Raw genomic sequence first — 19501 nt, 5'->3', positions numbered from 1 at the left:
TCTTTTTTTAACTAAAAAAAAATCTTAATAAATTTAAATCAACTTATTTCTTATTGTTCTTTTTAATACTCATCCCCTCATTATCCTTTGAAACTTTTTTCTCTCTTTTTATTCTTTCCAACATATTTTTTAACTCTTCTTGCTTGTAAATAACCTTTCCAGCCTCTCTATACGTCGAATATACATCTCTCTTAACACCTTCAGTCCATCCATAAATTAACCATCCTAAAGCATTCCTTCCCACTTTTTATTTCTATTGCCAATCTACTTTGATTACGCTAAAGCTATATATTTTTAAAATCAAGATTTTTATCTGTTACTTGCATAGGTGTCAATTCACTTTGGTTTTTAATACCTTTGCCTTGATTCATTAATCAATAATCACCTTTAATTTTAGTATATTACTATTAATCTTATTATCATCACTATTATCACTTTCCTCTGCTCTGATATTACGATGGCTCCCATCGCAAATAGGTGGTAACTGTGTTTCTTTACAGGTACAAAATGATATGAATTTATCAGCTAAAGCTGTATATGTAATTGGCTTCCTTCCTTGCTTATCTTCCTTATGCGATCCATCACAAAAAGGTTGTTTTTGACTCATGCTACACCCACACCAATAGTATGTTTTGCCTTTATTTACACCAACTCTCATCGAAGGACTTTTGAGGTTACTCATTTTTATTTTCTACTTTAAAATTTATTCCTAGCTTTGCTTTATCGCCATTGACATTTACTGCATTTACATCTACCAATTCTAACTTATTATCCTGATTGTTAGGTTTACTTTCCTTATGGGGTTTGTAATGTTTCTTTTGTTCTAGCTTCTTACTTTTTTTAAGTGCAATTTGGGTTTTTATCTCTTCTTGTGTTTTTGCAAGTGATTCAACATCTTCTTTTGTAACAATTCCAGCTTCATTACCTTCTAAATCATACCTTGCTGCACTTTCAATATGCAATTTTATATATTCCTTTTGTTCAGCATATAATCTTAGAAACTTTCTGATTATTGTTTTGCTGAATTTTAATTCTTCATCATTAAAAATATCTCTATGTATTCCTTTTTTAAATATAAAAACCTTTCCTCTCATAAAAAACTTTGGATATCTTTGAGATAATACATCAAACACCTTGTTGTAATTCTCGGGAGACAGTAGATGCCATTTATTTCTTCCCATTTTTATTCTTTCCTATTATTTTTATTAAAAAACTCTGAAAGTGACTTATTCTCAGCCAATCTTTTTGCTTTTGCTTCGCATCTCTTTTCGTCCTCCTTTAGGCTTTTTTTTAATACTTCTATTTCTTCATCTGTTAGCTCTACTTCCCAAGGCCTTGGGTAACTTTTCTTAACAAATTTACCATCCATTTTGTCAGCCGGTCTTTCTTGATTATTATCTGAAGTTACCGTAGTACTTATTAATTTGCTTGCCATTTACTGCTAATAACGCTCCTAAAAAGTATCTTAAAAGAAATCCATGCTAAAATAGCTGAATAAATAAGGCAAACATTGCATCCCAATATTCCTTCATGAGTATGTATTATTGTACCACTCATCATTCCTGCTGAAATTAATAATAGCTGTATGCCAATATGGGTTTTCCTCAAATAACTGTAGAATTTCTTAGTTTTAAATACCTGATTGGCAATCGATAAGACCATTATTATAAACAATGGTACAATATGTAAATAATGCATTAAAGCTTCTTTCATACTCAAATTACTTATTATTTACAGTTGCTTTAAAATCAGAGCCCACTGAAAAACTTATTCTTCTTTGTGCAGGGACTTTAGCCATTGTGCCTTTTGGTGTTTTTACTTCTGTTGCTTCTTTATTTTTTGCTTTAAAACTTCCAAATCCTGTGAATCTTAATTCATCATTATCTTTCATTGCTTGTGCTATACATTTAATAACAGCATCAAAGCTCTTACTTGCCGCAGCCTTTGTTGTATCAAGCTCTTTTGATAATTTTTCTATAAATTCTGCTTTATTCATTTTTGGTCTCCTTTTAAGTTATTTATAATTAAATTAATTCAATATTCTCTGCTGATTCCTTGCCTTTACTTGAAATAATCTCAAATTTAATCTTTTGATTATCATTCAAACCTTCAAGCCCAGCTTCTTCTACTGCTGATCTGTGTATGAATATATCTTTTGATCCATTATCTGGAGCTATAAATCCATATCCTTTGGTAGAATTATACCATTTTACTGTTCCCGTTATTTTCATATTACTTTTTTATAAATTGTTTTTGTAGAGTTAATTATTATTGCTCACCATCATATTAGCTTAAAATTAATTATTTTCTATACTTTAGCACATATTTATGAGCTTTCCTTGTTTTTTTAATTTCTTCTATTTCATTTATGGCCTCATCATAAGAATCACAAGATTGAATAATCAAGTTACCCAATTTATTATCTTTCCCACCATAGCATTTGATAATGCTCCATTCATGGAACAAATCTTGCTGGAGAATTACGATATAATAGCGGTCCTTTGACTCAAAATAATACCTTTTCCAAAGATGGCTCTGGATAACTGGAAGAGCTGAGCTATATTTGGCCTTATATTTTAGTGAATTTGTCATAATGTCTATTTTTTTGCCTTTAAATTTTCCCAATAAGACATCCTCTTTTTCATCTCTCGTTCAAAACCTTTTTCAAGAGGATTATAATAAATTGACCTCTCTAAATCTTCAGGTAAATAATTTTGACCCGAAAATTGGTTTGGTGCATCATGATCATAAATATAGCCGTTACCATAACCCAAATCTTTCATAACTTTGGTTGCTGCATTTAACATATGTTTAGGTGGCGGTATTGAGCCTTTGGTTTTGTAAATTCCATTATTTAAATCTTATATAATCAAATATTACATAACTTTAGGGGGATCGTTTTTACAAAAAAATCTAATAAATATTTAGAAAGTTCTTTTTTATCAATATTGGCGTTTTTTGAGAATTGTAATTTATCATTTTTCCAACTAGCAAATACAGTGCCATCAAAAGATTGAATTGTTTCATCATCGTAATTTTGTTTTTTGCCTAAAATTATATCGTTAACTAATTTTTCAATACGATTATATCCAGCACCTTTTCTAATTTCTTCAGCAATATCAATTAAAGCTTCTTTATGCTTATCAGATTTTTTAGCAATAAGATAAATCGCCTCAGCAGATTTAGCAGAAACCTTAGACATATTACTAACAGCATCCCAAATTGATTTATCAATTTTGGCAAAATAAAGATAACTAATCATTTTATGTCTAGAACATCCTATTAATTCAGCTAATTTTGTTTGAGACAAATTAAGTTCTTTTTGTAATTTTGCATATGAAATTCCTTTAGAATAATCAGAAATAGCTAAATTCTCATTTTCTTTAATCTGTGTAATAGCAGCTTTAATGTCTGATATATCAGTTATAATGGCTTTTAATGGTAGATTAGCATTTAAACAAGCCTGAAGTCATCTACTACCTGCAATAACTTCATATTTAAATTTACTGTTTTTTAATTCTCTAACGAAAACCGGTTCGATTTGTCCATTACGCTTAATATCTTCAGCTAAAAGATTAGTATCACCAAATTCAAAAGAGCTGCGATCAGCAAATTTCCATCTAGTGCAATCCCTTGGGTCAATATCAATAATTTGCATAATAATATTTAAATATTATGAGAAAATAATAAAAATTAATTAGTTTTTATTATTCGAGTAATTCTTTTTTTAATAGAAATATAAATTTGTTTAATTTCATCTTTCTGCTTTTGTAATTGCTTACGTTTATAAATATTAGCATTGGTATTATTTGCTTTAGAAAGAGCAATTAGTTGTTTATCAATTTGTTGATAAGTTTTTAATAATTTGTCAGTTTCACATTTGAGCAAATTAAAATCATTAGAATCAAGTAATTTATCATAATCTAAATTACCTAATTGATCACCAAAGCATACAGTATCCTTGCCAAACTTTTTATTGATTTTATCTATAGTTAAAAACAATTCAGGATTAAATAAATCTTTTTGATTTGAAGACGTGCTTTTTTTAGTTTTATTGATAATTTTACTATGTTTAGGAACTATATTTTTAGATACAGTGCTTTTTTTGTTACCAATATCATTCGGACTTTTTAGCGCTTTCTTTATCATAATCTAATCCAAAAACATTTCTGTCAGATTCTCGTGTTAAATATTCATCCATTAATTTGACTAATTCATCATATTCGTTTTTATTGATATATTGTTCAATAAAATAGCTACCAACAAGAATCTTGCGTCTAGTTTCAAGTTTACGCTCTTTAGTTTTTACTCTATATTCTAATAACTCAAGGCGAGCTTTCAAAACAGCTTGCTTACTCTTAAGCTTTTCTATCTTTTCTTTAGTTTTATTATCCAAAATAATAAGTATATGCATTACCATAGGCTATATAATAACAAATATTGACAAGAAGTGCAAATAAAAATAAACTAAATATATTTATCTCAATGATATTAATTGCGCGCTACGTTGTTGCAAGCAACAACAAAAATGCTTTAGTCCTTTAAGTATGGTAATTAGCTGTGTAGATCAAATATGGATAAGTTATTATAAAAATAAGATGGATTGTTTATAAAAAATAGGATTTGATAAAATAAGAAATGAGAAAGCCAAAATACAAAATTAACTCTTTTGGTATATTAAATGCCCGATATCATTTTGTAAAAATTGCTAGTTTAAAAGAGTTATTAATTAATTTTAAAAATGCTAAATATCTAATATTTGCTGACTTATTAAGTGAGATTGCATTTATTGAAATATTAATTTTAAAAGTACAGCAATATTATATTGTGGATAGATATATTATAGACAGATAATATGGCAATATGTCACTTTAGTTATAAAATGTTTACAAGAAGTAAAGGTCATTCAGCGGTGGGGAAAGCTGCATATAGATCAGCAGAGAAGTTATATGATCAAAGATTAGATAAGACATTTGATTATAGTAATAAAAGTGATCTTTTATATAAAGAAATTATGTTATCAAAAAGTGCACCAGAGAAATTTTTAAATAGGGAAATATTATGGAATGAAGTAGAAGCTTCTGAGAAGCGAAAAGATTCACAATTAGCAAGAGAAATAGAAGTATCATTACCAAAAGAACTTACAGAAGAACAAAACATCAAACTCGCAAAAGAGTATGTTAAAAATCAATTTATATCTCTTGGGATGATAGCAGATTTATGCATTCATAAAGGTCATGGTAGAGATCAGCCGCATGCACATATAATGCTAACAACTAGAGAGGTGTCAGAAAAAGGTTTTGGAAAAAAAGTAGTAGAATGGGATAAACAACCTATTTTATATAATTGGAGAGAAGAATGGGCTAATTGTGTAAATAAGCATTTAGCGAAAGCAGGTCTGGATATAAAAATAGATCATAGGAGTAATAAAGAGCGTGGTATAGACCTAGAGCCACAGAATAAAATAGGCCCAAATGATGGTAGAGCAAGGTATAGTGATAAGCTATTAGAGCATGAGGGCATAGCGAGAGGTAATGGAGAAAAGATCTATAACGATCCAAGTATAGCAATAAAGGCGTTATCTCATTATAAATCAATATTTACACATGAAGATATAGCTAGATTTGTAAACACACATACGTTGGATGTTGAACAATTTGAGAAAGTATATCAAAAAATAAAGAATTCAGAGGAATTAATAAAATTAGGTAAGGACGATAGGGATAGAGACAGGCACACAACAAAGGAGATGCTGGATATTGAATATAGGATGGTGAGGCAATCTCAGAGTTTAAGTGATGCAGCAAATCATCAAATAGATTTGGAATATAGGGAGAGAGTTATAAATGATAAGGGGCTAAGTGAATCACAAGGAGAAGCATTTAGGCATATTACAGGTGATAGAGATATGGCATGTGTAGTTGGATATGCAGGAAGTGGCAAGAGTTATATGTTAGGAGCGGCAAGAAAGGTATGGGAGAAAGAAGGATATAATGTGGTAGGAATGGCGTTATCTGGAATAGCTGCTGAAAACTTAGAAGGAGAAAGTGGCATAAAGAGTTATACGGTAGCAAACAGAATGGTTAATTGGAATAATGAAAGAGAGAGGTTGCAGAAGAATGACATAGTAGTGGTGGATGAAGCAGGTATGTTAGGCAGTAGAGATTTATCAAAGATCATAGATGAAGTAATATTTGCAGATGCAAAGGTGGTGCTTATAGGAGATCCACAGCAATTACAAGCAATAGAAGCAGGAGGAGCATTTAGGGGAATAATAGAAAGAGTAGGACATGTTGAATTAAATGACATAAGAAGACAGAAGGAGAGTTGGCAGATTGATGCAACAAAATTGTTAGCACTTGGAGAAATAGGAGATGCAATTGGGGAATATAGAAAAAGGGGTATGGTGCATGCATTTGAAGATGTAGCAAAAGCAAGGGAGGCAATGGTAAATGATTGGCATGAAGCGGTATCAGAAAATAAATCTGCGATAATGTTGAGCTTTACAAAAGCGGATGTAAAGGCGTTAAATGAGAGGGCTAGGGAAGTAAGAAGAGCGGATAATGAATTAGGGATAGAAGCTAAATTTGATACGCATAATGGCAAGAGAGACTTTGCAATTGAGGATAGGATTTACTTTTTAAAGAATGATAAGGAGCTTGGAGTAAAGAACGGGACGCTTGGAACAATTGATGGTTTTGATGGATGGAAGTTTGAAGTTAATTTAGATAAAGGCGGGAAGGTAGTATTTGATATAAGAGATTACAATCATATAGATCATGGATATGCAGCAACGATACATAAATCACAAGGGATAACTGTAGATAAGGCATTTGTGATGCCATCAAAATATATGGATAAGCATAGTACATATGTGGCGATGAGTAGGCATAGAGAGAGTGTAGAGTTATATTGGAGTAAAGACAGGTTTAGAGATCAAAAAGATATGGTATGGAATTTAAGCAAGGAAGGACGTAAAGAATTGGCATTAGATTATTTAGAAAAAGATTATAAGGATACAGCAAGTACTTTTGCAGTCAATAAGGGTGTTGTTGAACTTGATAGGAAAGATATTGAAAAGAGATTAGAGAAGCTGCAAGAAGTAGTAGATTTAGAGGGATATAATAGATATTCAGAGTTAGATAGGATTTTAGGAGAATTCAAAGAAACGTTTCAGTATTCATATATAGAAGATAAATTAGAGAATGGGGAAAGTGCAAGTTATTTAGGAAAAATAGATATAAATGGGAAAGAGTTTTCAATACTTGAGCAAAATGGAATAGGTGGGTGTTTAGTGAAGGATATAAAAATAAAAGATATAAAAGAGGGAGATGAGGTTATGGCAATTAATCAAATAGATAAAAAAGGCATTGAAGTAATGAGTTTAGTTAAGGATGAAGGTCACGGGATAGATATTGATAAAGAAGAGAAGTATGAATATTTGAAAGTAAAGGATGAAATCAAAAATATAGGAAGGAAGCTGTCATCAAAAGAAAATTATAAAATAGATAATAATATAACCACTAATGATATATATAAAGCTTTATACGCAAGGTTACAAAATGTATTGCCTGAATTTGGATTTGAGAGGAAAGGAAATTGTTATGTGTCAACTACAGGAAATAAAGTAGATGGAAGCACGGGACACAAGGGGAAAGTATATGTATATGCAAATAATCCAGGGATATTAGTAGATTATACTAGGGGAAGTAAGTCAATATGGGATTATGTAAGTGAAAATTACAGGATAAGTAATAAGAAGGATGTATTTGAGTATTTAGCAAGTAGTGCAGGAATAAAATCCTATTTTAGCGAGAAGCTTGATATTCTGAATGAAGGAAGAGAAAAGATGAAGGATAATGATAATGCAAATAAAATGAAATATTTAGATGGCGAGCTAGTAGATAACGACAAAGTAGAGCCGAAACAAAGTATATCATCAGAAATATGGGATAAGGTATATAGCTATTCATTAGAGAAGATTAATATCAAAAATAACCAAGTAATGAAATATCTCACAGAAGAAAGGGGGTATAAAGAAGAAGTAGTAAAAGCCATGGGTATAGGGTATATGCCAAATAAGAGAGAGCTAATAGAGTATTTATGGAAAGAGGGTTTATCTTCTGAGAAGACTCAAGAAATAGTCAAGGCATTGGGATGTATAGGATATAGCCATAAGATGGTGATGCCATTTTATGGTAAGAAAAGTGAGATGCTGGGATTAGTGGGAAGAGATATAAAATATAATGAAGATTCAAAGTTTGGTAAATACATATACAGTAAGGGACTTGTAAAAAGCTCAACGATACTAGGGATAGAAAATATAGGAAAATCAAAGGAGATAACGATAGTAGAGGGAATGTTAGATGCAATGAATGCAAAAGTAAGTGGAATAAAGAATGTGGTTGCACTGGGCGGAACCGGAATGAATATCAAGCAATTAGAATTAATTGATAAATTAGGAATAGAGAAGATTAACTTATGTTTAGATAATGATAGCGCAGGGAAAGAAGCTAGTAAAAATATTGCGCTTCAGTTATTTGATAGAAATGACGAGCTTGAAATCAATAAAGTAAGTTTACCAAAGGGAATAAAGGATTTGGATCAATTAATAAGAGAAGAAGGTGTAAAAAAGGCAAATAATGTGATAGAAAAGGCAAAAGAGGTCAATGTGTATGAATTACAAGAAGAACGAGAAATGAAAACATTATCAAAGTTCCAAAAAGAGCGTGATGGATATGAATATGAATTGGAATATAAAAAAAGGTAAAAGCAAAAAGGAAAAAATATGATAACTATTGATTTAGTTGGTAATGGATTAAATAGATGTTCTTGGGTGACTAAGGATCAGATATACATTGATTATCATGATAAAGAGTGGGGAGTTCCTGTATATGAAGATCATAAGATATTTGAATTTTTAATATTAGAGGGAGCTCAAGCTGGGTTAAGTTGGCTTACAATACTGAAAAAAAGAGAAAACTATCGCAGGGCTTATGATTATTTCAATCCAGAATTAATTGCTAATTACGATGAAGAAAAAAAGAATGAATTGTTAATTAATGAGGGTATAGTAAGAAATAAGTTAAAAATAGAATCATCAGTTATAAATGCCAAATGCTTCATTGAAGTGCAAAAAGATTATGGCACATTTAAGGATTATATATGGAATTTTATAGATAATAAACCAATGCAACAAAACTTTAATTCAGTCAGAGAACTACCAACAAAGAATGATGTATCAGATAAAATAAGTAGAGAGTTGAAAAAAAGAGGATTTAAATTTGTAGGCTCAACTATAATATATGCATTTATGCAAGCAACAGGAATGGTAAATGATCATGTGAGTAGTTGTTTTAGACACAAGGAGTTAAGTTAATAATATGAGTGAAAAAACCAAACAAAGTAATGAGCCAAATAATAATGTGAAGCCTCATGACAGATTTTTCAAAAAATCAATGTCATATCCCGAGATAGCATCTGAGTTTTTTAAATCATATTTACCTAAAGAAATACTGGAAATAATAGATTTAAGTACACTGAAACATGAGAATTCTAGCGCACTTAGTAATGAATTAGGAGAAGGGGTTTCTGATGTTTTGTATTCAGTTAAATATGGGAAAGAAACTGGCTACATATCACTGTTATTGGAGCATCAATCATCAGTGGACAAGTTGATTACATTTCGTATTCAAAAGTGCATGCTAAGGTTATGTGAGGAGCATTTAAGAAAACAAAAAGATAGGAAGGGTGGTGAGAAGACATTGCCAATTATTTATCCAGTAATATTGTATACAGGTAATAAAAAATACACAGCACCACGGTCATTTTACGAGTTATTTGAAAATGTAGAGCTAGCAAAGAAATGCTTTACAGAGCCTGTAAAAGTAGTAGATGTGCATGAAATCAAAGATGAAGAATTAAAAGAGCGGTATTTAGATACAATGTTGTATATAATGAGGCATATATATGCCAAAGACATATTGAAATATATAGTAAAGAGAATAGTAAACTTTAAAATAATAGCTAAAAACAACTTCTCTTATTTAGAAGATATGTTAGTATACATAATAGAAAAAGGAGAATCTGAAAACACAAAAGAGTTGTTGTCAGTTCTTCAAGAAATAGTACCAAAAGAAAAAAAAGGTAATATTATGACAATAGCAGAAAGATTAGCAACTAGTGGCCCTATAGCAGATAAGATAAGGGAACAAAGTATGAAGGCTGGAATGGAAGCAGGAATGCAAAAAGGTAAATTAGAAGGTAAATTAGAAGGTAAATTAGAAGGTAAATTGGAAGGTAAGTTGGAAGTAGTAAAAAAAATGCTAGCAGAAGGAATTTTAGATAAAAAAATGATAGCTAATATTACGGAGTTAGATTTATCAGAAATAGAGAAATTAGCAAATTAAGAATTGTAGATTTTTCTGTGCAACATTTTATCACGACCATAGCGTGTATTAAGATACGTGCGCTGAAAGACCCCCTAACTTTTTTATTAAAATAAAAAAAATGCTTGCGCAAAACTTTAAAATATTGTATTTGACATATATGGTATAATTGTAATTTATACTTACTGCTTTTTAAATATATGCATAAAATTTTCATTTGCTATTTATTAAATTTTTAGAAAAAACTTGAAATTTTTTATCTCTCTACAATTTAATTCTAACAGTCTCAAAAAACTTTTTTATATAAAACTATATAAAATTAAACTTCATCTTGTATTAGCTTTATAATCTAATTATTAAGCCTTCCTTATCTTTACTCTCGAAATATAATAATATTTCATTATATTTGCAACATATTTATTTATCTTTTACACTTTTAACTCTTTTGCTTCAAAATTTACATTTTTAAATAATGGCTCTTGGTATTTTAGTTTTTCAAAGTCTATCTTTGCCACTGGATAACCCCCTGTCATTAATGCATAACCCGTAAACTTTGGTAATGACAATATCTCTGATGCAAGTGCAACAGTCCGCTCTGATTTATGTTTGCTTAAATTTACTCCATCTCTCATCTCATGCGCTCCATACGATAACCCCTCTCTATACTCCTCTATCTCCTGCGTTCCTATCAACTGTGATGCCCATTTTGCTGTATCATTATTACCAGCTTTAAGTATTATCTTACTGCTACAATTTGATGCTATTGTTTCTGCATCCTGTGGTCCATACCTTCTTGTTAATTGTGATATCGATTGTAACGCTATTACAAAGCATCCTCCAAAGTTTCTCGATACTGTATAAGTCCCTTCTCTAAACTTGGTAAATAATTAAGTGATGCTACTTCATCAAATATTACCCATGTCTTTGATTTATTGCCTACAGGTAATTCTCCTAAGTTATTTATCGCTATATCCATCATCGCACTTATTAATGGCTGAACAGTACTATGTAATGATGATTTACTAGATAAAAATAATATATTATTCTGCTCTCTATTTAACAACCATTTCTTAATTGAAAAGTCATTGTTTTTGTTTTCTATATACTGCAATCCCTGCAAATATGTTGTCATTAACATCAATAAGCTAAGCGTTGTCTTTTCTGAGTTAGGATCAGTAAAATTACGTGCTAACGTATTTTTAAGCACTTTATTTAATTTTTTAACTGGAAGTGAAAAATTCTTATATAAATCCTGTGTTTTTAAATTACCCTTCCTATACTGGAGTTTACATAATTCAGAAAATATCAATCTTGCTCCATTTGGCCAAAATGGATCACTTATTGCATCGCTACCACCTATCAACGCCTCTGCTATTGTTTCAAATTCAGCTTCGTCATCTACTTCTTTTAATAAACACCATGATTTAGACCTTTTATCAAATGGATTGATTATTATATCTTTAGCTGGGTCATAATATTCTTCAACAAACGCTCCCGTGTAATCATAGACTATTGCCTTATCTCCCCTCTCTTTAATTTGCCTGAGCAAATCCTTAATCACTATAGTTTTACCAGTTCCTGTTGTTCCTGCGAGCATAAGATGCTCTGTTTCTCCTCTTGGGGGATAAGTTATTCCTGCAATTGTGTAACTATCATTTATTTTTTCTTTCCCATTGGCCTTTGCAATCTTTTTATTCAAATCTTTATTACTAGTTATTTCCCGTCCTCTTATAAAATTGCTTTTCTTTGTCCTGCCACCTCTTTTAGCTATTATCAGGAATAATCCAAATGCCAGTCCCGAGCCTATCAATAATGATTGCCATGAAAGCTTAAGTAATATTTCAAACATATTTTCAAGTTCATGATCCGTAAGCTTCTGTCTTCTTATTTGTGATGCTTGATAATAATTTACTATTACTTGTTTTTCTAATCTTGGCTCCTTCTTCCTTTTTAGGTGATCCATTATTCTTATATACCTACTTCTTGCAGTCATAGTTGCGTCTCTATTTGCAAGTGCTACATACTCATTCTTCCTGCCGCTTATGTTATACCACATTGATTGAAACTCTCCCACAACATGCGAAATATGTATCTTATCCACTTGCAAATAACTCATTACTCCAAATGTTGTAAACCACATTATTGTGACCAATAATATCCAGTCCCTTGCAGACTGGCCTCCCATTCTAACAGTATGTCCTATTAACTGTGTTCCTCTGATTATACTCATTGTTTTTCTATCACCTCAATTCCTGACGCTCTATCAATTCTATTTACATTAAATGCATATATTATTTGCAGTGTTATAACTAAAATTGCAGTTAGCAATATATATGAGTTTGCAGCTTCTCCAGTTAATCCCCTCAAATTCATATAACTTAAAGCTACCCAATAAAATAATGAGGTCAAATGCAGATAAATTAATCTCTTTATGCAGGTTTTTGCTGTAACATGCTGTTTGATTTGCAATTTACATATAAATTGTCCTATTGTACTTTTTGCAGAACTCGTCCAAAACAATATGTAATATCCAAAGCTTAGCAAAATACCTATAAAATAAACTATAGAAAATCGCATTTTACTGTCACTTACATTACTAATTATATCACTACTATTAAGTAAATTTATTGGTAATATGCCAGATAATAGAATCACTTGAAACAATATCCCAATTATTGCGCTATCTAGAAAATACGCTATGAATCGCCTAATTGTTATTGATTTTATACTCATCTTATAACTCAAAGAAATAACTTGGATTGCAATTATTGAATGCTGAAGTTAATTCAGATATTTCTTTTTCTAATTCTGAAATTAATTTATTAATTTGTTCATAATTACTTTGCTCATTATCTGCTACTATAGTTACCCGCTCACTCCCACCTTTAAGCACTTCATTAAATACTTTTTCTGTATATTTTAATCTCTCTGTGTTGCTTTCTGCTTCGTAGTACTCAGGTTTATCTATTGCATCAAATATCTGTTCCAACATTCCTTGCTGCTCATACATCGCTTGAAACCCTTCTGCGTATTTATTATCTCCCTTCCCAGCTGCTTGCTCAGATAATAATTTAAATCTTTCTTTATTACTTATATCTTCATATAACGCTGGATTATCAAAATAGTTAAATATCTTCTCAAGTTCACCATGCTCTTCTAATATCTTCTTATGACCAGATTCATATTTCTTGATACAATCTCTAAATTGTTCCTTGTTATATTCATTAAATCTATCATATATTTTTTTTACCTTACCTTCTAATATATTATATTCTTCAAGAGCTTTACGTGCCTTTTCTGCGACTTTTATATCGATATCTTTATATAATTCTCCCCAGAATTGTTCAGCTCCCGTTTTATCAAATAAGCTATGTGTTATTTGTTCATCACATCCAAGCGCTAAAACACTCATTCCATTGGAATGTTTAGGTAATTCAAACTTTATTCCTGCTGCTTCGATCAAATACCTCGCAATCGTATTGCTGTTTTGCCATGATCCAAAAGTCACCCCTGGTATTGCTACTTTATAATCATAACTATTTGAATTTATTGCATTCATTGCATTATTTATTTTCTCTATTATTGGTGCTAGCTCTCTATCACTTCCAGAAACTAATAATTTGCTTGGATGATTATTGTTTTCATCAAAATCTGGATGATTTTCATTGTATGGGAGTCTAGTTACCTTTAGATCATCAAATAACCAATTCTTTATATCATCTCCACCTTTAGGACCCCCTCTATATGCTATATCTTCACCATTGTCTCTTATATTTAGTATATAGAGATGTTGAGGCGCTAAATTGCCTAAAATGTCTGTTCCCCTTATTGCTTTTGACTTTATTTCTATTTTTGCCATTGTTATTTACTCCTTTTTTTGTTTATGAAAATTTACTCCATTTATATACGCTAATATCACGAATTTTTTGCTCTTCATTTACGAAGATATATAAATCGTAATATCCCATAGGATCTCCTGATATCCAGTTATTAGCATACTTCCCTATATACACAGCATCATATTCTAAATCTCTATGCTCTTCACACATGTGTTTCGGCGGTATTTTCTCATTCCTCTTTTCATATTTGGCTCCTACTTTCTTTAAATCCTTAAATAATACCTCTACATCACTTCCCACTAGATAATGCTTCCTTAAGTATTTTCTTGCTTCTTCCCCGCTTTCAAATTTTTCAAACTTAAATGGCTTGCTCTCAACTTGATTGTAAATTCCTATTAAAACTATAATTCCAAGTAAGCTAAATGCTATATATCTTATTATTTCTATCATATCTACTTACTCCTATTTTGCTTTTGCTTTTTTCTCTAATCACTTGGGTTTTCAAATTCACTATTCCACAACCCATCTTTTATGATCCTTGCTATTAGCTCATCTAACACAAATGTTGGGTGTAATTACAAATATAGGTGAATGCGGCATTAGGAATTCTAGACACCTCTTGTAAAGGAATGTATAAGAAATATTTTTTAAAGTGCATTACCTCAATTTATAGCAAAATTAATTATTTTATACTGTTAATTCATAATAATTTATATTTTTATACCCTCTAAATAACCGGCAACTAGGGTATTTATAAAAATGCATCTTTTTTAATAACCGCCGTTCTTATCGTATAATAACTTATTTAACGATAACATATTTTATTTATGCAGCTTTGTTGTATAATAAAATCTCCTTTGCATCATCTAATGTAATATCTGCTTTTTTTAGATTATTAAAATCATATATACCTAGTAAATTAATATGTCTCCAAGTAATGATAGAACCGTGCTTTATAATATCTATTATCTCCTTTCTTTTTTCTGGGTCACAGCGCATAATTAGTTTTGTAAGCATCAAATAATTCCATAAGATAATTAAATTTTGTATTATCATTTTACATTGCACTACTATTTCTTGATCCTCTGTTATACTCTGTGTAAATTCTTGGTTATTAGCAAAAAATATTATTGAAGAAAACCTATTAGATAACTCTCCTTTATTTAATTGTTTCTCTATTTGCTGCCTTAACTCTACATTATCAATGTACTTTAAGATAAATATGGATTTTATTATTCTACCAAATTCTTTAAGTGCTTCATGTAATTGATGTTGTTTTGCATAAGAACTTAACCTACGTAAAATCCTAGAAGCTTGTGTGTTTCTGAGTTTAATTGTTACTATTAATCTTAAAATGCTATCCCAGTTTTCTTCTATTACTGAGGTTTTGATATATCTTGCTGGTAAAACAGGAGTTTTGTGTTGCGCCTTGAGTATTTGCTTAGTACTTTTATTAAAAGCAAATATACTTTGTGCGGCAATATTTTTGATACGTGGAGCAAAATCTACTCCTATTAAATAGCATATAGCAAAGATTATTTCTGTATATCCATGTGTATCGGTAGAATGGGTATCTATATTCATGTCCGCATTACATAATAATCCATCTATTACATATCCTGCATCACGTTCTGAACTGCTAAAGATAGTTGTATAAAACAACATCTGCCTTTCATCTAAAAAAGTATAAACGCTACTACCATGATTTTGGCCAAAATACTTAAATGAAAAATTTGCATTTAAGGATTCAGCCGATACCACAAATTTTTTAGCATCCCCAGAACTATGAAGTAACTCTTTATCCTTTAAAAAAAGTGTTGGTAACCATAACTTACTCATAAATTGTATAAAACTTTTATTTATTGTACTTAAATTTTCTACTGTAAAATACCAATTTACTGTATTATACAATGTATTATAATTGATTCCTTTCGATGTATTTGATAATCTATGTAGTCCCATATTAGTTCCTAATCCGAAAATTCCACCATAAAATATTTCTTTAGCAGGTTTTTTGCTTATGTTCTTGACCTTATAATGCTTAAAGCACTCAGTAAAACTCAATATCTTATCTATTTCTGAAAAAATTTCCAAAACAGATTTATATTCATTTTTACTCAATAATGAAGAAATTTTATCATGCTCTCCTCTTTCTACTTTTGGTGTATGTAGTATGAATCTTCCGTTCTTATGAAATCTTATAAATTTGTTTGTTTTATCGGTTATATTACAATTTGTAATATAATATTGTTTTTCTAATATATCTTTTAATTTTAATAACAAATCTTTAATCTTTTTAAATTTTCCAACACCAGCTCTTTCTATAAGTGTCTCCTTCTCTTTTTCCCATACGTCATCTGATATTAAATAGGCTTCTATTGGGAGAAATTTATAAGAATTAAGTAAATTAACTTCTCCACTTTTTATAGCGTCAGATATTTTTGTCAATAGTACTGCTTTATATAGCGAAACATTGAATTGATCGTTAGTTTTTCCAAAAATAAGTTTCTGTTCTATGTTAGATAAAAATTTTCTAGGGGAAGTACTATTAATATCTCCTTTCTTCTTTTGATAATCTACAATAGCTTCCATTAGGTTACTAGATTTAGTTTCTGGATTAAATTCTACATAACGTACTATATCAGCAACTCTATTTTGGATTGTTCTAGAAAAACTTTCTAATACTTTGTAATATTCTGAGTTACTTAGTTCATGTAGTATTTCTTTTTCTAATTCTTGATATTTTTTTAACTCCTCTGTAGTTATTTGCTCACCTAATATACTTTGAAGTATAGTGATTTTTTCAGCATCCGTTAACTCTTTTAAAAATACTATTTTTCTAATTTTTTCTATACTTTCTTCTGATCTTTTAAAACCTTCTATTATAGATTGAGTTTTTTTATTCTTTTCCTCATTTTTATCTATTATTTTTTCTTCAATAGCTTTTTCAACTTTGTTTAATCTCTCTTGAGTGGAACGCAATAGTATATTTACCAGTGTATCTTGCCATGTGCAATATTGATAATTTATAAACGCAGCAAGATAAAGATAAATCTTATTAGGATTATTAAGTGTACTAAGTTGTTCTATTCGTGCTTTTATAACCCATATAGCATAATACTTTGTTGCTTCAGGGGATAAATCTAATGATTTTATTAAAGGCTCTAATTCCTTAAATAAATTTTTTACAATTAAAAACCCTCTGATACTTTGTTTTATATTTTTTGGTCTTAAAGACTGATTTATGTTTTTGAGCCTTGCAACTAAATTTCTCGCATAAACTCCCTTACTATCATTTTTATCTAACAACGCATCTAATACTTCCTTATGTTCTTCTGTAATATTTATTTCTATTTTCTTGAGTGATTGAAACTCAAAAAGATTAAATGATTCTGTTATCATTTTAGCAAATACCCTGTAATTAGGCAGTTCTATTTTTTTTGATGTTAAGAAATCTATAGCTGCAAAAAATATATTACGAGGGTGCATTTGTTGTGATGCCATATGATTTAACTCTACTTTTAACAAATCTTCATTGCTACTAAAAGAAGTAAAGCCACTTATAGATAATATTAATCTTTTATGTTCTCTATATGTACGCTCCTTATAATCACTTATAGCTACCTCTCTATATCCTAATAATTTACTTATAAATATAATATCTTTTTTCTTATAATCCTCTTTTTGAAAAAATCTTTTTGTTGCTTTAAAATAACCATATTGTAATAATAAACCTGCTTTTGCTTCTGGCTTTCTAATTTGATATAGTAATTCCTGAAGTATAGGTTCTTGTTTAAAATACTTTTGTTGCTCATTAATGTTAAATATAGGAGGTTTGTCAAAGCTCATAGCTTGCTTAGGTGGGATTATCTCTATTATTTGCATTACTCTTCTTCCCCTATTAATTCGACTGCTTCTTGCAAATCATTAAAAGAGGGTGTGCAATATATTTTAGTAATATCTAAGCTTTCATGTCCTGCTAAAAATGCTACTTTTTCTAATCCTACCCCCATATCAACTAAATTTTTACAAAAACTATGTCTTAGTTGGTGTGGAGTAACATTTTTAAATTACTACCTTTCACAATCTTTTTTAACATTAATTGTACTCCTCTTGGAGTTAAATTACCTCTTTGTCCTTTAAATATTCTACTCTCTTTACCAATATTATCTGTATAGCCTATACTCAAAAAGGAATTACGACAATCTTTGTTTAATGGCATTTCTCTCGTTTTATCTCTTTTACCTAATTTCACTATTATTTTTCCTTTTCTCTCGCTTATAGTTATCATATCCCATGTTAACTCACATAACTCATTCACTCTTAAGCCTGTATTTAATAATATTTTTATAATTGCAACATTTCTTTTATTGGCAGTTTGTTCTACTTTTCTTTGTAATTCGTTTTGTTCTAATCTATCTAACCACTTAAATCCCACCTTTAATTCTTTTACATTTTTTGGTGTGGGAATATTATATTTTATCTTTTTTGTTCGTACCCCCCAGCTTATGAACGCCTTTATACTAGCTATATGTCGATTAATTGTTTTAGGTTTTTTATTTTTAATTAATTGTTTTTTGTATAATCTTAAATCTGTAGGGGTGATTTTATCTAATATTAATTTTTCATTATTAGCTTTTAGAAACCATTTTGCAAAACTATTTAAATCAGATTGATAATTTTTTATTGTATTCTCACTTTTTTCATTTGCTTTTAAATACTCTAAAAATTTATCAATTATATTCATAAGTTATTATACGATAAGTTTTTTATTAGATAATCTAGCCTAATCTATATCTTATACGATGACTCAGCCTAATAGTCAATATATAATGCCAATTATACGATATGATTTAAAAAGGAGTATTGTTTTAAGCTTGTCGCTATATAATATATTATACGCTTAATATTATAAATATCCAATAATAACATAACTTTATATTCGCCTATTATCCTTTTATTGAAGAAATATAAAAATATAGGTCATTATAGGTAATATCATAAAAATAATTAATTCCACTATAAATAGAGGTGTTACCTTTAAAAAATTTCTTCCTGTAACTCACTTTAAATGCAGTATACAGAATTCCTAATACCAGATTTGTCTATATTTGTAATTATACCCTAAGTACAAATTACAATTGTACCACATATGTCAAATACAATATTTTAAAGTTTTACGCAAGCATTTTTTTCATTTTAATAAAATTTATTTTTTCAACAAAAGACTCAACAGAAGGTGGCTCCTGAGGGCAGCTACCTTAATGCACGCTG

22 protein-coding genes and 1 pseudogene are annotated in these 19501 nt (G+C 29.8%); 3 read left to right on the top strand and 20 right to left on the bottom strand.

Annotated elements, in window-relative coordinates; all coding sequences use genetic code 11:
- Window positions 1-43: 43 nt before the first annotated feature.
- The 13 genes from N3Z17_RS04700 to N3Z17_RS04640 form a co-directional block, all read right to left on the bottom strand.
- Window positions 44-244, bottom strand: coding sequence for a hypothetical protein (locus N3Z17_RS04700; RefSeq protein WP_282471572.1), 201 nt, complete (start codon window positions 242-244; stop codon window positions 44-46).
- Window positions 245-370: 126 nt separating this feature from the next.
- Window positions 371-682: a CDGSH iron-sulfur domain-containing protein gene (locus N3Z17_RS04695; protein ID WP_282471571.1), complete on the bottom strand. Its 312-nt coding sequence runs from the start codon at window positions 680-682 to the stop codon at window positions 371-373.
- Complete coding sequence (locus N3Z17_RS04690) at window positions 675-1181, bottom strand: ProQ/FINO family protein (RefSeq protein ID WP_282471570.1); 507 nt, start codon at window positions 1179-1181, stop codon at window positions 675-677. The genes N3Z17_RS04695 and N3Z17_RS04690 overlap by 8 nt, the downstream gene beginning before the upstream one ends.
- A 2-nt stretch (window positions 1182-1183) precedes the next feature.
- Window positions 1184-1435, bottom strand: a complete 252-nt coding sequence (locus N3Z17_RS04685; protein WP_236869855.1) for a hypothetical protein — start codon at window positions 1433-1435, stop codon at window positions 1184-1186.
- Window positions 1420-1713 carry a hypothetical protein gene (locus N3Z17_RS04680; RefSeq protein ID WP_282471544.1) on the bottom strand — a complete coding sequence of 98 codons (294 nt, stop codon included), beginning with the start codon at window positions 1711-1713 and terminating at the stop codon, window positions 1420-1422. Before N3Z17_RS04680 ends, N3Z17_RS04685 begins: the two co-directional genes overlap by 16 nt.
- 7 nt (window positions 1714-1720) lie before the next feature.
- Complete coding sequence (locus N3Z17_RS04675) at window positions 1721-1996, bottom strand: HU family DNA-binding protein (RefSeq protein ID WP_282471569.1); 276 nt, start codon at window positions 1994-1996, stop codon at window positions 1721-1723.
- Between the two features lie 28 nt (window positions 1997-2024).
- A complete protein-coding gene (locus tag N3Z17_RS04670) occupies window positions 2025-2231 on the bottom strand; it encodes a cold-shock protein (RefSeq protein ID WP_282471568.1) in 207 nt (68 codons plus the stop codon).
- A 70-nt stretch (window positions 2232-2301) separates the two neighbouring features.
- Window positions 2302-2592, bottom strand: coding sequence for a WGR domain-containing protein (locus N3Z17_RS04665; RefSeq protein ID WP_282471567.1), 291 nt, complete (start codon window positions 2590-2592; stop codon window positions 2302-2304).
- Between the two features lie 5 nt (window positions 2593-2597).
- Window positions 2598-2846 (bottom strand): AAA family ATPase, encoded by a 249-nt coding sequence (locus N3Z17_RS04660; RefSeq protein ID WP_282472637.1) that lies wholly within the window; start codon window positions 2844-2846, stop codon window positions 2598-2600.
- A gap of 23 nt (window positions 2847-2869) precedes the next feature.
- Window positions 2870-3343 carry a hypothetical protein gene (locus N3Z17_RS04655; RefSeq protein ID WP_458693337.1) on the bottom strand — a complete coding sequence of 158 codons (474 nt, stop codon included), beginning with the start codon at window positions 3341-3343 and terminating at the stop codon, window positions 2870-2872.
- 126 nt (window positions 3344-3469) lie between these two features.
- The gene (locus tag N3Z17_RS04650; protein WP_282471565.1) at window positions 3470-3658 is read right to left on the bottom strand and encodes a ParB N-terminal domain-containing protein; all 189 of its coding nucleotides are present in this window, start codon (window positions 3656-3658) and stop codon (window positions 3470-3472) included.
- Window positions 3659-3693: 35 nt separating this feature from the next.
- The gene (locus N3Z17_RS04645; protein ID WP_282471564.1) at window positions 3694-4149 is read right to left on the bottom strand and encodes a DUF4113 domain-containing protein; all 456 of its coding nucleotides are present in this window, start codon (window positions 4147-4149) and stop codon (window positions 3694-3696) included.
- Window positions 4118-4414, bottom strand: a complete 297-nt coding sequence (locus N3Z17_RS04640) for a mobilization protein (RefSeq protein ID WP_282471551.1) — start codon at window positions 4412-4414, stop codon at window positions 4118-4120. Before N3Z17_RS04640 ends, N3Z17_RS04645 begins: the two co-directional genes overlap by 32 nt.
- Window positions 4415-4855: 441 nt before the next feature.
- On the opposite strand from N3Z17_RS04640, the gene traA reads away from it, so the two are divergent.
- Genes traA through N3Z17_RS04625 form a run of 3 tightly spaced genes read left to right on the top strand, consistent with a single transcriptional unit; the run spans window position 4856 to window position 10409 of the window.
- Entirely contained in the window at window positions 4856-8770 is a 3915-nt protein-coding gene (gene traA / locus N3Z17_RS04635) for a Ti-type conjugative transfer relaxase TraA (protein WP_282471563.1), read from the top strand.
- A gap of 18 nt (window positions 8771-8788) precedes the next feature.
- Entirely contained in the window at window positions 8789-9379 is a 591-nt protein-coding gene (locus N3Z17_RS04630) for a DNA-3-methyladenine glycosylase I (protein ID WP_282471562.1), read from the top strand.
- Window positions 9380-9383: 4 nt separating this feature from the next.
- Window positions 9384-10409, top strand: coding sequence for an Rpn family recombination-promoting nuclease/putative transposase (locus tag N3Z17_RS04625; protein WP_282471561.1), 1026 nt, complete (start codon window positions 9384-9386; stop codon window positions 10407-10409).
- 407 nt (window positions 10410-10816) lie between these two features.
- Here N3Z17_RS04625 and N3Z17_RS04620 read toward each other — a convergent pair whose 3' ends face one another.
- The 7 genes and pseudogenes from N3Z17_RS04620 to N3Z17_RS04590 all read right to left on the bottom strand — a co-directional run bounded on the left by N3Z17_RS04620 (window position 10817) and on the right by N3Z17_RS04590 (window position 18974).
- Window positions 10817-11197: a type IV secretion system DNA-binding domain-containing protein gene (locus N3Z17_RS04620; RefSeq protein WP_282472636.1), complete on the bottom strand. Its 381-nt coding sequence runs from the start codon at window positions 11195-11197 to the stop codon at window positions 10817-10819.
- A 14-nt stretch (window positions 11198-11211) separates the two neighbouring features.
- A complete protein-coding gene (locus tag N3Z17_RS04615) occupies window positions 11212-12618 on the bottom strand; it encodes a type IV secretion system DNA-binding domain-containing protein (RefSeq protein ID WP_282471560.1) in 1407 nt (468 codons plus the stop codon).
- Window positions 12615-13121 carry an RDD family protein gene (locus N3Z17_RS04610; RefSeq protein WP_282471559.1) on the bottom strand — a complete coding sequence of 169 codons (507 nt, stop codon included), beginning with the start codon at window positions 13119-13121 and terminating at the stop codon, window positions 12615-12617. The genes N3Z17_RS04615 and N3Z17_RS04610 overlap by 4 nt, the downstream gene beginning before the upstream one ends.
- A 1-nt stretch (window position 13122) precedes the next feature.
- Window positions 13123-14247: a hypothetical protein gene (locus tag N3Z17_RS04605; protein ID WP_282471558.1), complete on the bottom strand. Its 1125-nt coding sequence runs from the start codon at window positions 14245-14247 to the stop codon at window positions 13123-13125.
- A 22-nt stretch (window positions 14248-14269) separates the two neighbouring features.
- On the bottom strand, window positions 14270-14677 hold the full coding sequence (locus tag N3Z17_RS04600; protein ID WP_282471557.1) for a hypothetical protein: 408 nt from the start codon (window positions 14675-14677) through the stop codon (window positions 14270-14272).
- Between the two features lie 375 nt (window positions 14678-15052).
- On the bottom strand, window positions 15053-18112 hold the full coding sequence (locus N3Z17_RS04595; protein WP_282471556.1) for a Tn3 family transposase: 3060 nt from the start codon (window positions 18110-18112) through the stop codon (window positions 15053-15055).
- Window positions 18112-18974 (bottom strand): annotated as a pseudogene (locus N3Z17_RS04590) (tyrosine-type recombinase/integrase). Before N3Z17_RS04590 ends, N3Z17_RS04595 begins: the two are co-directional and overlap by 1 nt.
- Window positions 18975-19501 lie beyond the last annotated feature (527 nt).

Origin of the sequence: Candidatus Bandiella numerosa (genome assembly GCF_029981845.1) — a bacterium.
GTDB classification, from domain to species: domain Bacteria; phylum Pseudomonadota; class Alphaproteobacteria; order Rickettsiales; family Midichloriaceae; genus Aquirickettsia; species Aquirickettsia numerosa.
The sequence above is the reverse complement of the archived record's forward strand: the minus strand, read 5'-3'. Positions and strand labels throughout refer to the sequence as shown.

Coding starts and splice junctions, on each gene's coding strand:
- N3Z17_RS04695 (WP_282471571.1), bottom strand. CDS start 682: ATGAGTAACCTCAAAAGTCCTTCGATGAGAGTTGGTGTAAATAAAGGC.
- N3Z17_RS04690 (WP_282471570.1), bottom strand. CDS start 1,181: ATGGGAAGAAATAAATGGCATCTACTGTCTCCCGAGAATTACAACAAG.
- N3Z17_RS04685 (WP_236869855.1), bottom strand. CDS start 1,435: ATGGCAAGCAAATTAATAAGTACTACGGTAACTTCAGATAATAATCAA.
- N3Z17_RS04680 (WP_282471544.1), bottom strand. CDS start 1,713: ATGAAAGAAGCTTTAATGCATTATTTACATATTGTACCATTGTTTATA.
- N3Z17_RS04675 (WP_282471569.1), bottom strand. CDS start 1,996: ATGAATAAAGCAGAATTTATAGAAAAATTATCAAAAGAGCTTGATACA.
- N3Z17_RS04670 (WP_282471568.1), bottom strand. CDS start 2,231: ATGAAAATAACGGGAACAGTAAAATGGTATAATTCTACCAAAGGATAT.
- N3Z17_RS04665 (WP_282471567.1), bottom strand. CDS start 2,592: ATGACAAATTCACTAAAATATAAGGCCAAATATAGCTCAGCTCTTCCA.
- N3Z17_RS04650 (WP_282471565.1), bottom strand. CDS start 3,658: ATGCAAATTATTGATATTGACCCAAGGGATTGCACTAGATGGAAATTT.
- N3Z17_RS04645 (WP_282471564.1), bottom strand. CDS start 4,149: ATGATAAAGAAAGCGCTAAAAAGTCCGAATGATATTGGTAACAAAAAA.
- N3Z17_RS04640 (WP_282471551.1), bottom strand. CDS start 4,414: ATGCATATACTTATTATTTTGGATAATAAAACTAAAGAAAAGATAGAA.
- traA (WP_282471563.1), top strand. CDS start 4,856: ATGGCAATATGTCACTTTAGTTATAAAATGTTTACAAGAAGTAAAGGT.
- N3Z17_RS04630 (WP_282471562.1), top strand. CDS start 8,789: ATGATAACTATTGATTTAGTTGGTAATGGATTAAATAGATGTTCTTGG.
- N3Z17_RS04625 (WP_282471561.1), top strand. CDS start 9,384: ATGAGTGAAAAAACCAAACAAAGTAATGAGCCAAATAATAATGTGAAG.
- N3Z17_RS04615 (WP_282471560.1), bottom strand. CDS start 12,618: ATGAGTATAATCAGAGGAACACAGTTAATAGGACATACTGTTAGAATG.
- N3Z17_RS04610 (WP_282471559.1), bottom strand. CDS start 13,121: ATGAGTATAAAATCAATAACAATTAGGCGATTCATAGCGTATTTTCTA.
- N3Z17_RS04605 (WP_282471558.1), bottom strand. CDS start 14,247: ATGGCAAAAATAGAAATAAAGTCAAAAGCAATAAGGGGAACAGACATT.
- N3Z17_RS04600 (WP_282471557.1), bottom strand. CDS start 14,677: ATGATAGAAATAATAAGATATATAGCATTTAGCTTACTTGGAATTATA.
- N3Z17_RS04595 (WP_282471556.1), bottom strand. CDS start 18,112: ATGCAAATAATAGAGATAATCCCACCTAAGCAAGCTATGAGCTTTGAC.